Raw genomic sequence first — 16,166 nt, forward strand, 5'->3', positions numbered from 1 at the left:
GGGCTAGATAACGGAGCTACTGCGGGCGGCTTCGGCCTCGTCGGGATGAATACCAAGGCGGGTCAAGTTAATGCGACCTTTGCTGTCCACCTCACGGATTTTGACGACAATTTCATCGCCAATTTTCACTTCGTCCTCGACTTTGCCAACGCGATATTCCGCCAACTGGGAAATGTGGATCATCCCCTCCTTGCCGGGGAGAAACTCGACAAAAGCGCCAATGGGAATAATCCGCGTCACCTTGCCCAGATAGACATCACCGGCGTTGAGCTTTCGCGTCAGACCCTCAATGGCCGCCCGTGCTTGCTTGGCGTTGGTTTCATTGGGGGCAGTAATGGTGACCAGCCCTTCTTCACTAATATCCACCTTGACGTTGTATTGCTCGGAGATACCGCGCACGGTTTTACCACCGGGACCAATGACAAGGCCAATCATATCGGGGGGAATTTGCAACGTCAGCAGTCGTGGCGCACTGGGGGGCAGTTGTGGACGGGGTTTGTCCAGCACCGCCAGCATTTTCTCAAGGATATGGAGCCGTGCCGGACGTGCCTGTTCGATCGCCTGCTTGATCACGGCAACGGGCAAGCCAGTAATTTTCATATCCATTTGCAGGGCGGTAATACCGCTATCGGTGCCGGCTACCTTGAAGTCCATGTCGCCAAGGAAGTCTTCAATCCCCTGAATGTCGGTGAGGATGCGCACCTCATTGCCCTCCTTGATCAGCCCCATGGCCGCCCCACTGACGGGTTTACGGATCGGTACCCCGGCATCCATCAAGGAGAGGGTGGAACCACAAACGGATCCCATGGAGGTAGAACCATCGGAAGAGAGCACCTCCGACACGACGCGAATCACATAGGGAAACTCCTCTTTGGGAGGAATGACCGGTTCGAGGGCACGCTCGGCGAGGGCACCATGGCCAATTTCCCGCCGCCCGGGCGATCGCAGGGGTTTGACTTCACCCACAGAGTAGGGGGGAAAGTTGTAGTGGTGCAGATAACGTTTGCTGTCCTCCGGATGCAGATCATCGAGGGCTTGGGCATCGGCAGGAGAACCGAGGGTGGTCACAGACATCACCTGCGTCAAGCCGCGATTAAAGAGGGCACTACCATGAACCCGCTCTGGCAGAACCCCCACCTCACACCAAATGGGACGCACTTCATCGAGACGGCGGCCATCCACTCGCACCCCTTTTTCAATAATTTGCTGCCGCATGAGTTTCTTCGTCACGGCCTTAAAGAGGGTAGGCAGGGCTTTCGGGTTTTCCGCTGCCGCCACTGCGACCGGGTGATCCGCTGGCAGGGCAGCAATTTCTTGGGCGATCGCCCCTTGCACCTCATCGAGGGCAGCATCGCGAACATTTTTGTCCTTTTCAAAGCGTTTGAGAATGGCTTTGACCGGTTCAACAGCGCGATCGTAGATGAAGTTTTCCAAGGTGGGGTCGATCGCCGGCGGTTCCGCGTGGACAATGTCAATGCCCAATTCCTTGAGGAGATCCCGCTGCGCTTGAATCAGGTCTTGGATCACCTCATAGCCAAAGTCAATGGCTTCAATCATGTCGGCTTCGGGCAGCTCATTAGCACCGGCCTCCACCATCACCACGCCATCGGGAGAGCCGGCCACGACCAGATCTAAGCCACCGCGCTCAATTTCTTTGTAGGTGGGGTTGATAATAAACTCATCCCCCACAAGGCCCACCCGCACTGCTGCCATTGGACCATTAAAGGGAATTTGCGCCAAAAGAACAGCGATCGAGGCTCCCGTTACCGCCAATACATCGGGGGGAACATTTTCATCCAAGGAAACCGTCGTGGCTACTACTTGCAGATCATCGCGCAACCATTGGGGAAAGAGGGGGCGCAGCGGCCGGTCAATCAGGCGACCAATGAGAATCGCTTTTTCGGGGGGGCGACCCTCACGCCGTAAAAAACCGCCGGGAATCCGCCCAGCGGCATAGAGGCGCTCTTCGTAATCCACCACAAGGGGTAAAAAATCAATGCCTTCGCGAGCGGCGGCACGATTCGCCGTCACGAGTACAGCCGTTTCTCCCGAACTAATGAGAATGGAACCGGCAGCTTGGGGGGCAAATTTTTGCAATACCACCTTAATATCCCGCCCATCTAGGGGGATAATCTTTTCTAGACCCTTCATTGGCGTTCTATTTTTTCCTTCTTCCTATTTCTTTCTCTCTACTAGGATAGCCGCTTCTGCCACTCATCCGCTAAAGTTCAAGGATCAGCCGTGTGCCCCCAAGGACGGCAAGACTGGGGGTCGCTGTCCAGCTTTGGGTTAATAAAATTTGTATCAGTTCTGCCGATCGCCGGCTGCTGGGGCTATCCTGTAACCCCAAATAGAAACTGGCAGAGTGGTGGCTATCTTGACCGAGCACTTTCAACAGATCATCAGCGTAGTGAATGGCTTTTTCCATCTGGGTTTGCAAGTTAGTCCACAGATCGACATTGCGAAGATTGCTCAGGGTTTCGGCCACCACATCTTGACGGTGTTGAATTAGGATGGTTCGCGGCTGTAGCTCTGGCGGTAAATCCGCAAAGAAAATGGCCGGGCCATAGCCAATGAGATGAACCATCTCCATCCATTTCGTTTGTGGCAGCAGCAATTGGCGGACAATGTGGCAGGCAAGGGCAGTAATAATTAACCCTTGACTATGGGCGACAAGGTACAATTCGGCTCCCGCTTGTAACCCCTTGACGATTTCATAGGCCAACCGCAGGGTGGGACGCGGCGCGCCGGCTGGAAAGGCACCGTAGAGATACTGGACAAAATCCCCCCAGCCTAATTTTTGTAGGAACGAGAGGTCAAGGAGTTTCGTTAAGTCAGCGGTGCTATTGATATCGAGGGGGCGCTGTTGCAGTTGGCTCGGTTGGGCGATCGCTAGAATATCGGCATCATCGGTCAGATCTTGAGTCACCAGTTGGCTAAGGAGTTTGGCATACTCATAGCGGCGATCTTTGCTGGGGTCTGGGGCTGGGGTCTGGAGCCAAAAACGGTAGAGTTCTGCCTTACCGAGGAAACTTTCCAAGAGATCCGCTTGGAAGCCATGGGTCTGATTGTGAATGCCCCGAATTTCTAAAGGATAAGTCGCTGTGAGTTCGGCAAGGCGGTTCAAATCCCGCCGTTGCTTGGCAGCATCGCTCCCTATCCCATTCACATGGAGTAAACGCCGCCGTAGGGGGACGCTCAGGGGGTTGCCGGGCAAAATAATCGTACCGTCTAGGGGAGAGGTCATAGGGAATTTGGAAAGTCTAATGAGAGAATTTGGTGAAACGCAATAAAAGGCGGCTAAATTGTGATCATCGTCACAGTCATTCTATCGGGGGATGGGTCATACTAAATAGTGACTCAGTACTATCCGAGTCATCAACAGGGAACACACAACGAGCCGACAGACTGTAGGTAAGTTTGTCGGTTTTTTTTTAGAATTTCAGGCATGCCCCACAAAAAGATCACGGTTCGTTTAGATGCTGAACTCTATGGCCAACTCCAACGCTGGCAAGTCCAGCAGGGATGCGGTTCCCTTAGTGAGGCAATTCGTAAAATTTTGCAACAATCTCTTCAGCCGACGGAGATGGCCTGTCCCACAGTTTTGCAGCGACTGAGTGCCCTAGAACAGCAAGTGGCCGCCCTTGAACGCCGACTGTGTCCGCCTCAACCCACTATCGAAACGCTGACGATCGCGGAGCTAGAGCGGCTGACTCGCCCACAACTGGTGGCCTTAGCGCGGGACTTGGGCATCTATAGCTATAAGCTGAATAATCCAGCGTTGCGGCAGGCCATTTGGGCAGCGAAACAAGCGATCTATGGACAGGAGCGGCAATGATATGCTGACGAAGGTGACTCAAGTATGGGTGAGATGGCTAGTCCGTCAGAATCGATAGATCGCTCCCGTTTGTGGTGGGCGGCGATTAAACTGCCCATGTACAGTGTGGCAGTGATGCCCATTTGGTTGGGCACGGCGGTGGCGATCGCCGAAACGGGAAGGGTGCACTGGTGGCCTTTTGGGTTGTTTCTGACAGCGGCAGTGCTGATTTTGGTTTGGCTGAATCTCAGTAATGATGTGTTTGATGCCGAAACGGGGATCGATCGCCACAAGTACCATTCAGTCGTCAATCTCACGGGCAAAAAGCAACTCATCTTCTGGCTGAGCAACCTCTGCTTACTCTTGGGGCTACTGGGGATTGCGGCCATTAGTTGGTTGCAACAGGATGCAACGGTTTTAGGGTTGGTATTGCTCTGCTGTGCCCTAGGCTATAGCTACCAAGGCCCGCCCTTTCGTTTGGGCTATTTGGGCTTGGGGGAGCCGATTTGTTTTATCTGCTTTGGACCTTTGGCGATCGCTGCTGCCTACTATAGCCAAGTGCAAACCTTTAGCCCTAGTATTTGGCCAGTGGCTATCCTCAATGGTCTAACGACAACACTGATTCTTTTTTGCTCCCACTTTCACCAAGTGGCCGATGATCTAGCCGCTGGCAAACGTTCGCCGGTCGTGCGCTTAGGGACGGCTCGCAGTGCTCAACTGGTCTATGGTGCCTGTGGTCTTTTTTATGGGGTGTTGCTGGCCAGTGTCGCATGGGGAATCCTGCCATGGCCAACACTGCTGGCTTTGAGTTCACTGCCTTGGGCGATTTATTTGTGCCAGCGGATGGCGCAATTTCACAGTGTCCCTGAGCAGATCAAGAACTCGAAATTTATTGCGGTGCAACTGCATTTTTGGAGTAGCTTGCTCTTGGGATTGGGTTACTTGCTCTGAGCTGGGGGGCGATCGCGATTCAGCGACCATTGGTACTCCACACTGCCGCCTCTCAATTGCCATTCCTCCTCAAACTGCTTTTGCAGCCGCAGGGCTTTGCGCAGATGAATGACCGCACTATGGAGTTGCTGGTAACCACTGGAGTGGGGAGGGAGGGCGGGCAACGAGACCTGTTCCAAAATTTGCAGCGCTAACTCGTAATGGATGTGGGCAGGAACAGGAATCTCATCTGAGGGGGCAGAAGAAAGAGTCACCGGGGCAGACACCTCCAAGGAACGACTATCTAGATTTCCGCTTTCTAGCGGCGGCGGGGACGGCGATAGGTCAACCGCTCGGAGCGATCGCGCTCGTAGGCAATCAGCCGGCCATAGATTTCGTGCTTGGTTAAGTTTAACGAAAAAAAGACATGCCGCCGCGGATTGCCAAAGCCCTTACGCGTAAAGAACTTCACTGCGGGCGTGTTGGCCGGATCGGTATCCACCAGCATAAATCGCGCCCCCTCCTCAATCATGCGTTCAATGAGCTTATCTACGAGCTTGTCGGCAATCCCCCGCCGTTGATACTGCGGATGTACCCCCAGCCAGTTAATGTAGCCATAGACCCAAGGGGCTTTGCTAATAATTGTGCCTAAGATAAACCCTGCCACTTGCGAGTCGGCTTCGGCCACCAGACAGTATTCGGGATCGGTGTTGTAGAAACCAATAACCTCCCACTCATCCCAGATGCGATACAGCGAGGGATACAGATCACTGGTGAAGAGTTCCTCACCAAGGTGAAATACAGGGGCAATGTCGTCAATGCCCATCTCGCGAATAATAATGTTGGTGGGTTCAGAGCGCTCTTCTTCTTTGGCGGGAACGATTTCTAAATCAACTAAATTGTGGTCAATGGGATCATCGGTGTGCAAAGACATACAAACGTTTGTACCGAGCTATTTCTAGCTTAGCCCATGTCCAGCGGGGTCAATTCGTGAACCTTAGCGCACTTCCACAACTGCCTCTAGGGGATAGCGTACCTTGGGCAAAGTCGCATAGTTGTCATCGGCCGCTCGATAGCCCGCTGCACATAGAACGACGGCATGATAACCCTGGGCAGGTAGACCGAGAAGGCGATCATATTCTTGGGGCAAGAAACCCTCCATCGGGCAGGTGTCAATGCCCAGCAGCGCCGCCGTCAGCATAAACTGACCCAAAGCAATATAGACTTGGCGGGTTGACCATTCATCAACATTGAGGGGGTAGGGGGGTGACTGCAAAAAGCCCTTGACCAAGTCCCCATACTTTTGCAGATTTTCCACTGCGGTTTGGTGGACTTCCGCTTGCCGTGCAAGGTAGCGATCGACGTCCGTAGCATTGAGATTGGTTTTAATGGCAAATACCACTAAGTGGGAGGCATCCACCACCTGCCGTTGATTCCAAGTGTGGGGGAGCAGGGCTTGGCGTAGCGCAGGCGTCTCAATGACGTAAAACTTCCACGGTTGCAGGCCAAAGGAAGAAGGAGCCAGTACCAGACTTTGTAGAAGTGTTTGCCACAGATCCACAGGAATTTTGCGATTGGGGTCAAATTTCTTCGTGGCGTAGCGCCATTGCAGTTGTTGCAAAACCGTTGTTGGTGAAATCGGTGTTTCAGTCATTCTGTTCCCTAGAGAATTGATTAGAGCGATTACCCAAAGGGTACGCTACGCGATCGCGAGAACCACTCGCCGCTCATTTTGACAAACTATTAAAGGTGAGGTCAACTGCCCTGTAGATCAATTGCCCACTATTGCCACTGAATATCGGCATCGATCGCAGTCATGGCAGAGGTGAGTTTTTCAACCAGTTCCTTAACAGGGAAAGCGCCGACATCTCCCGCTGCACGGGTGCGGATACTCACGGTCTCGCTTTCGACTTCCTTGGCACCCACAATGCCCATCACAGGAATTTTCTAGGTTTCAGCATTGCGGATTTGTTGACCTAGCGATCGCCCGTACGATCCACACTCATGCGGATGTCCCATCAGCCGAGGTCAGGTGCCCCTACCAATCATGGAGCAGGTCTTTAGGCATGGGGCAGCCTGCTTACAAGCATTGCCCCGCTAATCGCAGGAATGGAAACGCAGTTTTGAGTGGTGGAAAAATCCTGCGATTTTAAGGGGGCAACGGTGCGCTGGCAGCGACAACAGATCCTCAGTTGGTAAGACGAGCCCCTCGCAATTGCTGGGCGGCGGCCACCATGTTTTTCAGTGAGGGAATCACTTCCTCCCAGCGACGGGTTTTCAGACCGCAGTCTGGGTTAACCCAAATCTGGTCACTGGGTAGATGGGCGATCGCAGTCTCCAGCTGCTGAACCATCTGCTCAACAGTGGGAACTGCCGGACTATGAACATCATAAACACCATTGCCCACCTGCTGTTGATAGCCGGCATCAGTAATTTCAAACAGCGTTTCATTGTTACTGCGGCTATTTTCAATGGACAACACATCTGCATCTAGGCGCTCGATATGTTGAATAATGTCGCCAAACTCCGAATAGCACATGTGGGTATGAATTTGGGTTTCTGGCTTAGCCACACCAGCCGCCAACCGAAACGCATCGACAGCCCAAGCCAAGTACTCCTGCCAACGTTCCGGCTTGAGGGGTAATCCTTCCCGTAAAGCGGGTTCATCAATCTGGATAATCTTTGCCCCAGCAGCTTCTAAATCGGCCACTTCATCCCGTAGAGCCAAGGCAATCTGCATCGCCTGTTCGCTACGCGGAATATCGGTGCGGGTAAAAGACCAGTTAATCATTGTTACCGGCCCCGTCAGCATACCCTTGACGATTTTTTGTGTCAACGATTGCGCCACCTTAAACTCTCGCACCGTCATTGGCTCGGTTCGCGCTACATCCCCATAAATAATGGGTGGACGCACACAGCGACTGCCATAGCTTTGCACCCAGCCGTGTTCAGTAAAGACAAAACCAGTGAGCTTCTGGCCAAAGAATTCCACCATGTCGGTGCGTTCAAACTCGCCATGCACCAATACATCTAGGCCAATTTCTTCCTGAAATCGAATGCATTTGGCAATTTCAGCATCAATTGCTGCTTGGTACTCAGCAAGGGTGATTTCTCCGCGCTTGAGCTTCACCCGCAATTGCCGCACTTCTGGGGTTTGCGGAAAAGAACCAATGGTAGTTGTCGGAAAGAGCGGTAAGGTGGGCTGCAGTTGGCGGCGTTGTTTATAGGGCATAGCCCGTTCCAGATCGTTGACGGTTAAATTGCGCAACCGCTGTTGTACTACTGGATTCACAGGCCTAAATTCCTTAAAGGCCTGCCACTGGGCTTCAATCTCTGCCAATTGGGGGTGCTGGGCAAGGGCTTTGGGACTCTCCTGCAGCGTCTGTGCCAATAGCACCACCTCATCCAACTTTTGTTCGGCAAAACTCAACACCCGCCGCAATGGCTCTGGTAACTTCACTTCTCGTGCTGCATCGTAGGGGACGAATTGTAAAGAGGCTGAGGGGTGCAACCGGATATTAGTTGTGATACCCTGAATCGCTGCTAAGGTTGACACGACAGGTTCTGGGCAAATTTTCCAAATGTTTCGGGCATCCACAATACCCACTCCCAGCTGTTTATCCCTTGGGAAACCATACTGCTGCAATAATGCCAAGTTCTGCCCACGGGTAAAATCTAGACTAATGCCGGCTACGGGCAACGTCACCACCCAAGGATAGGCAGCGCCGAGATCATCAAAGTAGGTCACTAGGTAAATCGGCAAGCCAACTTGACAGAGCGCATCAAATGTTGATTCATACAATTCCCTGAAGTTGTTGGTGTCCCCAAAAACCAAGGCAGGTTCGTGGATTTGTACCTCAACCACCCCTAGGTTCTTCAATTCAGCCAACAGGATAAGATAGCGCTCCACTAGGCAAGACAACGCTTCCTCTAGATTCATCTGCAGCCGACTCAGCCGTAGCAGGGTTAAAGGCCCTAGCACCATGGGAACGGCGCGATCGCCCAAGACCCTTTGGGCGCGACCAATGATCCCCAGAAAATCACTAAAGTCCGCTGCCTGAAGAGGCTGACTCATTTCGGGAACCAAGTAGTGATAGTTGGTGTCAAACCATTTGGTCATCTCAAGAGCTGGAATCCTCTCTTTGCCACGAGCCATTGCAAAGTATTGCTCCAGCCCTGTAAAGGCTTGATACCGCTGTGGGATGAGGCCGAGGCGGACACTCCAGTCAAGGACGGGATCGTAAAAACTGGTATCGCCAACGCCAATGCGATCAATGCCAGCCTGCAGTTGCGTTTGCCAATTTGCCAATTCAATCTCTTGAACTGTTTGTAGCAAATTTTCTTGATTGTATTTGCCATTCCAAAAGGCTTCCAATGCCTTTTTCAGCTCACGATTTTTACCAATGCGGGGGTAGCCTAGCGTTGCAGTTTGAATGGTCATTGTTGCAGTACCCTGAGTTTTGACAGTTCTCTCAATAGACAAAGAAAGATAGCTGTTTTCAGCCCAACAAGCAGTACACTTCCAGCATCATCAGCAGAACCTAACGTGGGTCACTGCAAGAGCAACCCCTTGTCTAAGTGCTTGTAGGTGCTTGAAAATCTCCAAAATCACTTGTGCTACAGCAACGGCAGCAACGTTGCCAGAAAAGGGCGGTAGGGGGGTTCTTTACCTAGGCAAATTAATGAAAATTGAAGCATGAAGAACATCATCTGTACCTCGCAGATGTTGGCATAACGACATTCACAACTCGGCGGGCATTCTGACTGAGAGAGTAGTGCCTCTCATCACAGCTGCGGGACAGCGGCAGATTTGCACTGCACTTTCCCCCTTGCGTCTGATGGCTGATCCCCACCAGAACCGAGTGAGTACATTCAAGGCTAACACAAGTTATGAGTTAAGGGTAAGAGCACGGCGGTCTATTGGTATGAAAAGCTGCCCCTAGGTTGACTGCTGCCGTTATTGTGCAACTGCTGAGGCTAAAATGAGAAATAGTTATCATTTTTCTCAGCAGCGTTCTTCTAGGTAAATATGCCCTCCGCCTGCCAGCCTTTACCGGCTTCCCTCGATCGCATTGTTCAGCGGTTCCAACAGATCTCAGATCCAAAGCGGCGCTATGAATACTTACTGAGCTTTGCAAAGCGCCTGCCGCCATTTCCTGAGGAGCAGAAGGTTGCCGCCAACCGCGTACCCGGCTGTGTCTCCCAAGTGTACGTGATGGCCTCTTTAGAGCAGGGCAAGGTGATTTTTCAGGGGGATTCTGACGCTCAAGTGACGAAGGGATTAGTGGGGCTATTGGTTGAAGGGTTGAGTGGGTTGACACCTGCAGAAATCCTCCAGTTAAAACCTGACTTTATTCAGCAAACCGGACTGAATGTCAGCTTAACCCCCTCGCGAGCCAATGGCTTTTACAACATTTTTCGAACGATGCAACAGCAAGCCCTAGCCTATCACTTGGCCGAGACTTCGTGTCACACTTAAAAATCTCAGCTGATGGGACTACAGCAGCAAAAGCTGGGCTGGGTGCTAGAGAACACCCTTACGAAGGAGGATAATCCTTTAGTTGTAGGATGACGCAACAATCCCCGCAACGGGGACACTAAGCTTCGTTTGCGGATTTAGCACTCGTGCTTGTACCCCATATTAGAGAAGGTATATACTTAGGAATAACAACTCGAATAAATAAAGCACAAATAAGAATTAATATTTGTAAAAGCAAATTTTCTCCGGTTTCTACCTGTAAACGGAAGACATCACATACAACTGATAATTTATCAGTTGATGAAATACCGCCAAGCATAAATTCTCCAGCAATAAAATCGCATCCGTGAAACTTACAGCCATTTTGGATAGCAGTTTTGATAAAGAAGTAGTCTGCGCCAACTGGAAATCTATAGGAATAGTATCCTAGTTGCCTATGAAGATCAGTTTTAATTAAAGTGCCAACAGCATGGGAAGATATGTAGGCTCCGGCTGAAAACAAATACGGTCTTCCCTTATTAGGACGCCTTAATCGTTTACCTACCCACACATGTGCTGATAGTATATCTGCTTTCGTAGAGCAAGCAGCTTTTCTAAACAACTCTATTGTATTCTGTTCTAGTACATCTCCAGCACCTAAAACAAGATAATAATCTCCACTTGCAATTTTAAGTGATTTATTGATCGCATGATATAAACTAAAATCTGGTTCTGAGATAATTTTTATATTTAAGCCCTTTGTAGACTGAATAATACTAATGGTACTATCAGTTGAAGCACCATCTCCAATAATCCATTCAAAGTTTTTATCCGTTTGATCTTGAAGGCTTTTAATGGTTCGAGTAATCGTATCTTCGACATTGAGAGTTGCCGTAATGATTGATATAAAAGGATAGGTCATAATGAGTTAACCTCTAGCTACTGCCACTGAATCTCGGCATCCATTGCATTCACTGCCGATGTCAGTTTCTCGATGAGTTGTTCAACAGACAAGGCGCCGACATCTCCCGCTGCACGGGTGCGGATACTCACGGTCTCGCTTTCGACTTCCTTGGCACCCACAATGCCCATCACAGGAATTTTCTGGGTTTCAGCATTGCGGATTTGTTTACCTAGGCGATCGCCACTGCGATCCACGCTCACGCGCACACCCTGCTCTCGCAGTTGAGCGGCCACACGTTCGGCATAGGGGCGTTGCTCATCCCCCACGGGCAACAGGCGCACTTGCTCTGGTGCCAGCCAGAAGGGGAAATCCCCTGCGTACTCCTCAATGAGAATGCCAATGAGCCGCTCCAGCGAGCCAAAGGGGGCACGGTGAATCATCACCGGTCGGCGGCGGGTATTGTCCTCAGCAACGTATTCCAAATCAAAGCGCTCAGGCAAATTGTAGTCCACCTGAACCGTTCCCAACTGCCACTCGCGACCGAGAGCATCCTCAAAGATAAAGTCGAGCTTGGGGCCATAGAAGGCGGCCTCCCCAATCCCCAAGAAATGCTCCATGCCCAACTGTTCTACCGCTCGCTGAATTGCTGACTCCGCCTTTGACCAAGCCTCATCGGAGCCAATGTACTTGTCGGATTTGGGATCGCGGAAGCTCAGCCGTGCCTTGAATTTATTTAAACGCAGACAGCGAAAGACCGAGAGAATGAGATCAACCACATTCAAAAACTCGGCATCCAACTGCTCTGGCGTGACAAAAAGGTGGGAGTCATCAACGGTAAAGCCCCGCACCCGCGTCAAGCCCCCCAATTCCCCGGACTGCTCATAGCGATAAACCGTACCAAACTCCGCCAACCGTAGGGGCAAGTCACGGTAGGAGCGCAACTCACTTTTATAGATTTGAATGTGGAAGGGGCAGTTCATTGGCTTGAGGACAAAGCCCTGCTCGTTGGCTGCCGCCTCAGCATCTTCGGCCATCAGGGGAAACATATCCTCTTTGTACTTTTGCCAGTGGCCAGAGGTCTTAAATAGATCCACACGGGCAATGTGCGGACTCACCACCGGTAGATATCCCCGCTTCATTTGCTCTTTTTTGAGAAACTCCTCGAGGGTTGAGCGCAGAATCGTTCCCTTAGGAGTCCACAGGGGTAGCCCTGGTCCTACAGGATCAGCGAAAATAAAGAGACCCAGCTCTTTGCCCAGTTTGCGGTGGTCACGGCGCAGGGCTTCTTCTTTGCGGCGTTTATATTCCGCCAGTTGTTCTGGGGTTTCCCAAGCAGTACCGTAGATGCGCTGCAGTTGGGCTTTGGTTTCATCGCCGCGCCAGTAGGCACCGGCAACACTTTCAAGGGCGATCGCCTTGGGGTTAATCTCGCCCGTATTTTCAACGTGAGGTCCCGCACAGAGATCCCACCACTCATCCCCCAAGTGGTAAATCGTAATTGGCTCCTCGAGGTCTTGGAGAATTTCCAGCTTGTAGGGTTCCCCTAGCTCCCGGATGCGGCGCTCGGCCTCCTCACGGGTCACTTCCTCGCAGATCACCGGCAACTTGCGCTTAATGATCTTGACCATCTCCTTTTCAATGAGCTTCAAGTCTTTTTCGCTGAAGGGTTCGGGGTGGTCAAAATCGTAATAAAATCCACTCTCAGTCCAAGGACCAATTGTGACCTGCGCCTTGGGAAACAGCTTCTGGACTGCCATTGCCAAAATATGGGACGTGGTGTGGCGAATACGCTTGATCCGCTCCGATTCACTGGTTTTGGGAAGGTGGATAGGGGCAGCAGCAAACTCTGGCATAGGGGCTGATCTATCTAACAAATCTTTCATCCGGCTGAGACTTCTATTGTGACATTCTCCTGCCCTCAAGGGTGGGTCTTTGACCCCAAATTTTTGGGTTCAGGGACGCTTTGCCGCAGTGTAAGGCGAGTGGCCAACTCCAAAAGATAGGGCTATGCTAAGGTTGAAATCACGTAGTGGTCATGCCACTGCCGCCCTCTATTCACAATCTCTTGCTATAGGAATCTTGTATAGAATGGAGTGTTTCCGTGACTAGCCGCAAAGTCCTTGTCATTGATGACAGTAAAGTAATCCGGATGCGCGTCCGCGAGATGTTGCCAGAGGGCGACTACGAAATCCTTGAGGCCAAGGATGGCCGTGAAGGTCTGCAACTCATTGAGCAGTCTGAGCCGACGTTGATCATGCTGGATTTTCTGCTGCCGAAGGTGAGCGGCTGGGAAGTCTATCAAGAATTGGAGAAAAATGATCTCCTTGGCGCTATCCCCCTCGTAATTATGTCAGGGCGCAAGGAAGAGGTCACCGAAAAGCTCCAAGAACCCTTTGAGTGGTTTGAGTTCATTGAGAAGCCCTTTGAAAAAGAACAACTCGAAGCAGCAATTCAAGAGGCCTTTCGCAAAGCCCGTAAGCCCAGACCCGTCAAAGCAGCAGCTCCTGCGGAAGTAGCGGCTCCCGTCGCTGTGGATCTCACCCCCGTCTATGCCAAACTGGCCGCCCTTGAAGGTGCCATTCAAGCTTTGCAGGCACAATCTGTCAAGGCAAATGACTTTGCTCAACTCCAAGCAACGGTTGCGCAACTGCAACAGCAACCAGCGGCAACAGGTAGTGGTGGGGATGACAATCGCCTCGCCGCTTTGGAAGCGGAAAACCAGCGGTTACACCACGAGGTCGAGCAACTGAAGCGAGCCATTCACCAAATTGTGACGGCATTGCGGCGATTGCAGGGGGGGCACTAAGCTACTGCCACTCAATTTCCCGGCGACCGGCAAGGGCACGGGCAAGGGTCATTTCATCGGCATAGTCGAGATCACCGCCCACCGGTAGGCCAAAGGCAATGCGAGTGACCTTCACAAAAGGCCGCAGCAGCTGCCCCACATAGAGAGTGGTTGTTTCCCCTTCAATACTGGGGTTGATGGCCAAGATCACCTCTTGCACCTGCGGTTGGCTGGCGCGCTGAATCAGAGGTTGAATGTGCAGGTGTTCGGGGGTGATGCCCTCTAGGGGCGAAATGAGTCCGCCCAAAACATGGTACTTGCCGTGGTATTCGCGGGTTTTTTCAATGGCAATGACATCGCGGGAATCAGCCACCACACAAAGGAGATGATTGTCTCGCTGGGGGGAGGCACAGATGTCGCACACGGGTTCGGCAGAGAGGTGGAAACAGATAGAACAAAGCCCCACCTGCTGTTTCGCTTCAAGGAGAGCTTGCGCCAAGGCTTGAATATCAGCCTCGGGACGTTTGATCAGGTGAAGGGCAAGACGTTGGGCGGTTTTGGGGCCAATGCCCGGCAGGCGTTGCAACTGCTCAATGAGACGAGCAAGGGGACGGGTATAGACACTACTCATGGGGCAGCTAGGCAGACACAGCAGCGGCAAGGGGGGCGATCGCGCTCAGGCGCAGTTTGGGATGATCTGCCATTGTCTGTTGCAGATTCCACTCATTCTTAAAGAGCAGCACCGGCCGTCCCCAACTGTCTTTGACGGTGACAGCATTAAAGATGCGGCCAATGGCTGCAAGGGCTTCCCAACCATCCAGTACCCAGCGCGCAACGGTATAGGGGAGAGGGTCGAGACGAGTTTCCACACCGTATTCGTTTAATAGGCGAAACTGCACCACTTCAAATTGCAATTGGCCAACTGCCGCCAGAATCGGTTCTCGTTTCGATTCATCGGTAGAGTACATGATTTGCACGGCACCCTCTTCCCGTAGCTCATTCACCCCTTTTTGGAAGGATTTGAACTTGGAGGGGTTGGGGTTGCGCAGATAGGCAAAGAGTTCTGGGGAAAAACAGGGAATGCCTTCATATTCCAATTTGGGGCCGACATAGAGGGTGTCGCCAATGGCAAACATGCCTGGATTATTCAGGCCAATCACATCGCCCGCATAGGCCGTTTCAAGGGATTCGCGACCTTGGGCAAAGAGTTTTTGGGGACGAGAAAGGCGGATGGTTTTGCCGGTGCGAGCATGGTTGACGGTCATGTCCTTTTCAAATTTGCCGCTACAGACCCGCACAAAGGCGACGCGATCGCGATGTTTCGGATCCATATTGGCCTGCAGCTTAAACACAAAGCCAGTGAAATGCTCCTGCGTCGGATCAATCGCCCCGCGATCGCTCTTGTAGGCCATGGGTGGCAACGCATAGGTCAAAAAGTGCTCCAGAAACAGGCGCACGCCAAAGTTGGTCATGGCACTGCCAAAGAAGACTGGAGTCATTTTTCCCTGATGCACCAAATTGAGGTCAAATTCAGCACCAACCCCATCTAGCAGTTCCAGTTCGTCCTTGAGTTGGTGATATTCCAAGCGATAGGGCTCAATGTAGGCGTCAATGGCCGGATCGCCAAGGGCAAGGATGGTTTCCGCCGCAGCACGGCTACCGTGGGTCGTGCGCTCAAAAAAGTGAAAGTTGCGGCGCACGCGATCATAGACGCCGCGAAAGCGATCGCCCATCCCCAGCGGCCAGTTCACAGGATAGGGAATCAGCCCCAGCTCCTGTTCAATTTCATCAATCAGTTCAAGGGGTTCCCGCCCCGGCCGATCCAGCTTGTTGATGAATGTAAAAATCGGCAGACCCCGCAGTTGGCACACCTCAAAGAGCTTACGGGTTTGGGGTTCTAAACCCTTGGCCGCATCCACCAGCATCACGGCATTATCAGCCGCCGCAAGGGTGCGATAGGTATCTTCACTAAAGTCTTGGTGGCCGGGGGTATCCAAGAGGTTAATCTGATAGCCTTGGTACTCAAACTGCAAGACCGTCGAGGTAATCGAAATCCCCCGTTGTTGCTCCATTTCCATCCAGTCAGAGGTGGCTTGCCGCTGTGCCCGTCGTGCTTTGACGGCTCCCGCCTCGTGAATAGCCCCACCGTAAAGCAGTAACTTTTCCGTCAGCGTCGTTTTCCCGGCATCCGGGTGAGAGATAATAGCGAAATTACGACGTCGTTTCACCTCTTGGGTGATTTCATGGTGTAAGTCACTGGTCATGGCAGAAT

General features: G+C 52.0%; 15 protein-coding genes and 1 riboswitch. Of the genes, 4 read left to right on the forward strand and 11 right to left on the reverse strand.

Going from position 1 to position 16,166, the window contains the following annotated elements:
- Positions 1–3: 3 nt before the first annotated feature.
- Together RHH27_RS08525 and RHH27_RS08530 are read right to left on the reverse strand one after the other, a co-directional pair.
- Positions 4–2,151, reverse strand: a complete 2,148-nt coding sequence (locus RHH27_RS08525; RefSeq protein ID WP_302678049.1) for a polyribonucleotide nucleotidyltransferase — start codon at positions 2,149–2,151, stop codon at positions 4–6.
- 70 nt (positions 2,152–2,221) lie between these two features.
- Positions 2,222–3,247: a hypothetical protein gene (locus RHH27_RS08530; protein ID WP_302678050.1), complete on the reverse strand. Its 1,026-nt coding sequence runs from the start codon at positions 3,245–3,247 to the stop codon at positions 2,222–2,224.
- A gap of 201 nt (positions 3,248–3,448) precedes the next feature.
- Between RHH27_RS08530 and RHH27_RS08535 the strand changes: the two genes are divergently transcribed.
- Positions 3,449–3,838 carry a hypothetical protein gene (locus RHH27_RS08535; RefSeq protein ID WP_302678051.1) on the forward strand — a complete coding sequence of 130 codons (390 nt, stop codon included), beginning with the start codon at positions 3,449–3,451 and terminating at the stop codon, positions 3,836–3,838.
- A gap of 33 nt (positions 3,839–3,871) precedes the next feature.
- A complete protein-coding gene (menA, locus tag RHH27_RS08540; RefSeq protein WP_206199788.1) occupies positions 3,872–4,768 on the forward strand; it encodes a 2-carboxy-1,4-naphthoquinone phytyltransferase in 897 nt (298 codons plus the stop codon).
- On the opposite strand, the gene RHH27_RS08545 is transcribed toward menA, so the two are convergent.
- The 5 genes from RHH27_RS08545 to metE all read right to left on the reverse strand — a co-directional run bounded on the left by RHH27_RS08545 (position 4,756) and on the right by metE (position 9,188).
- The gene (locus RHH27_RS08545; RefSeq protein WP_206199789.1) at positions 4,756–5,022 is read right to left on the reverse strand and encodes a DUF5340 domain-containing protein; all 267 of its coding nucleotides are present in this window, start codon (positions 5,020–5,022) and stop codon (positions 4,756–4,758) included. The two genes, menA and RHH27_RS08545, sit on opposite strands and share 13 nt — an antisense overlap.
- A gap of 44 nt (positions 5,023–5,066) precedes the next feature.
- Positions 5,067–5,573, reverse strand: coding sequence for a GNAT family N-acetyltransferase (locus RHH27_RS08550; RefSeq protein WP_225901709.1), 507 nt, complete (start codon positions 5,571–5,573; stop codon positions 5,067–5,069).
- Positions 5,574–5,744: 171 nt separating this feature from the next.
- A complete protein-coding gene (locus RHH27_RS08555) occupies positions 5,745–6,401 on the reverse strand; it encodes an NAD(P)H-dependent oxidoreductase (protein ID WP_302678052.1) in 657 nt (218 codons plus the stop codon).
- Between the two features lie 128 nt (positions 6,402–6,529).
- Positions 6,530–6,682: a His/Gly/Thr/Pro-type tRNA ligase C-terminal domain-containing protein gene (locus RHH27_RS08560; RefSeq protein WP_255521535.1), complete on the reverse strand. Its 153-nt coding sequence runs from the start codon at positions 6,680–6,682 to the stop codon at positions 6,530–6,532.
- Positions 6,683–6,935: 253 nt separating this feature from the next.
- A complete protein-coding gene (metE, locus tag RHH27_RS08565; protein WP_302678053.1) occupies positions 6,936–9,188 on the reverse strand; it encodes a 5-methyltetrahydropteroyltriglutamate--homocysteine S-methyltransferase in 2,253 nt (750 codons plus the stop codon).
- A 291-nt stretch (positions 9,189–9,479) separates the two neighbouring features.
- A riboswitch (cobalamin riboswitch) is annotated at positions 9,480–9,625 on the reverse strand.
- Between the two features lie 151 nt (positions 9,626–9,776).
- Here metE and RHH27_RS08570 point away from each other — a divergent pair.
- Positions 9,777–10,226, forward strand: coding sequence for a SufE family protein (locus RHH27_RS08570; protein ID WP_302676115.1), 450 nt, complete (start codon positions 9,777–9,779; stop codon positions 10,224–10,226).
- Between the two features lie 118 nt (positions 10,227–10,344).
- Here RHH27_RS08570 and RHH27_RS08575 read toward each other — a convergent pair whose 3' ends face one another.
- Together RHH27_RS08575 and thrS are read right to left on the reverse strand one after the other, a co-directional pair.
- Entirely contained in the window at positions 10,345–11,127 is a 783-nt protein-coding gene (locus tag RHH27_RS08575) for a glycosyltransferase (RefSeq protein ID WP_302678054.1), read from the reverse strand.
- 17 nt (positions 11,128–11,144) lie between these two features.
- Positions 11,145–12,962, reverse strand: a complete 1,818-nt coding sequence (thrS, locus tag RHH27_RS08580; protein ID WP_302678055.1) for a threonine--tRNA ligase — start codon at positions 12,960–12,962, stop codon at positions 11,145–11,147.
- A gap of 248 nt (positions 12,963–13,210) precedes the next feature.
- Between thrS and RHH27_RS08585 the strand changes: the two genes are divergently transcribed.
- A complete protein-coding gene (locus RHH27_RS08585) occupies positions 13,211–13,915 on the forward strand; it encodes a response regulator (RefSeq protein WP_302678056.1) in 705 nt (234 codons plus the stop codon).
- A gap of 1 nt (position 13,916) precedes the next feature.
- On the opposite strand, the gene recR is transcribed toward RHH27_RS08585, so the two are convergent.
- Complete coding sequence (gene recR, locus RHH27_RS08590; protein ID WP_302678057.1) at positions 13,917–14,525, reverse strand: recombination mediator RecR; 609 nt, start codon at positions 14,523–14,525, stop codon at positions 13,917–13,919.
- Positions 14,526–14,532: 7 nt separating this feature from the next.
- Positions 14,533–16,158, reverse strand: coding sequence for a peptide chain release factor 3 (gene prfC, locus RHH27_RS08595; RefSeq protein WP_302678058.1), 1,626 nt, complete (start codon positions 16,156–16,158; stop codon positions 14,533–14,535).
- Between the last annotated feature and the right edge of the window lie 8 nt (positions 16,159–16,166).

Origin of the sequence: Thermosynechococcus sp. PP555 (genome assembly GCF_031583225.1) — a bacterium.
In the GTDB taxonomy this organism is placed as follows: domain Bacteria; phylum Cyanobacteriota; class Cyanobacteriia; order Thermosynechococcales; family Thermosynechococcaceae; genus Thermosynechococcus.

What these genes read in the sequence shown, in the direction of transcription:
- RHH27_RS08575 (WP_302678054.1), bottom strand. Translation starts at nt 11,127, where the DNA reads ATGACCTATCCTTTTATATCAATCATTACGGCAACTCTCAATGTCGAA.
- RHH27_RS08525 (WP_302678049.1), bottom strand. Translation starts at nt 2,151, where the DNA reads ATGAAGGGTCTAGAAAAGATTATCCCCCTAGATGGGCGGGATATTAAG.
- RHH27_RS08570 (WP_302676115.1), top strand. Translation starts at nt 9,777, where the DNA reads ATGCCCTCCGCCTGCCAGCCTTTACCGGCTTCCCTCGATCGCATTGTT.
- menA (WP_206199788.1), top strand. Translation starts at nt 3,872, where the DNA reads ATGGCTAGTCCGTCAGAATCGATAGATCGCTCCCGTTTGTGGTGGGCG.
- thrS (WP_302678055.1), bottom strand. Translation starts at nt 12,962, where the DNA reads ATGCCAGAGTTTGCTGCTGCCCCTATCCACCTTCCCAAAACCAGTGAA.
- metE (WP_302678053.1), bottom strand. Translation starts at nt 9,188, where the DNA reads ATGACCATTCAAACTGCAACGCTAGGCTACCCCCGCATTGGTAAAAAT.
- RHH27_RS08535 (WP_302678051.1), top strand. Translation starts at nt 3,449, where the DNA reads ATGCCCCACAAAAAGATCACGGTTCGTTTAGATGCTGAACTCTATGGC.
- RHH27_RS08530 (WP_302678050.1), bottom strand. Translation starts at nt 3,247, where the DNA reads ATGACCTCTCCCCTAGACGGTACGATTATTTTGCCCGGCAACCCCCTG.
- prfC (WP_302678058.1), bottom strand. Translation starts at nt 16,158, where the DNA reads ATGACCAGTGACTTACACCATGAAATCACCCAAGAGGTGAAACGACGT.
- recR (WP_302678057.1), bottom strand. Translation starts at nt 14,525, where the DNA reads ATGAGTAGTGTCTATACCCGTCCCCTTGCTCGTCTCATTGAGCAGTTG.
- RHH27_RS08550 (WP_225901709.1), bottom strand. Translation starts at nt 5,573, where the DNA reads ATGGGCATTGACGACATTGCCCCTGTATTTCACCTTGGTGAGGAACTC.
- RHH27_RS08560 (WP_255521535.1), bottom strand. Translation starts at nt 6,682, where the DNA reads ATGGGCATTGTGGGTGCCAAGGAAGTCGAAAGCGAGACCGTGAGTATC.
- RHH27_RS08555 (WP_302678052.1), bottom strand. Translation starts at nt 6,401, where the DNA reads ATGACTGAAACACCGATTTCACCAACAACGGTTTTGCAACAACTGCAA.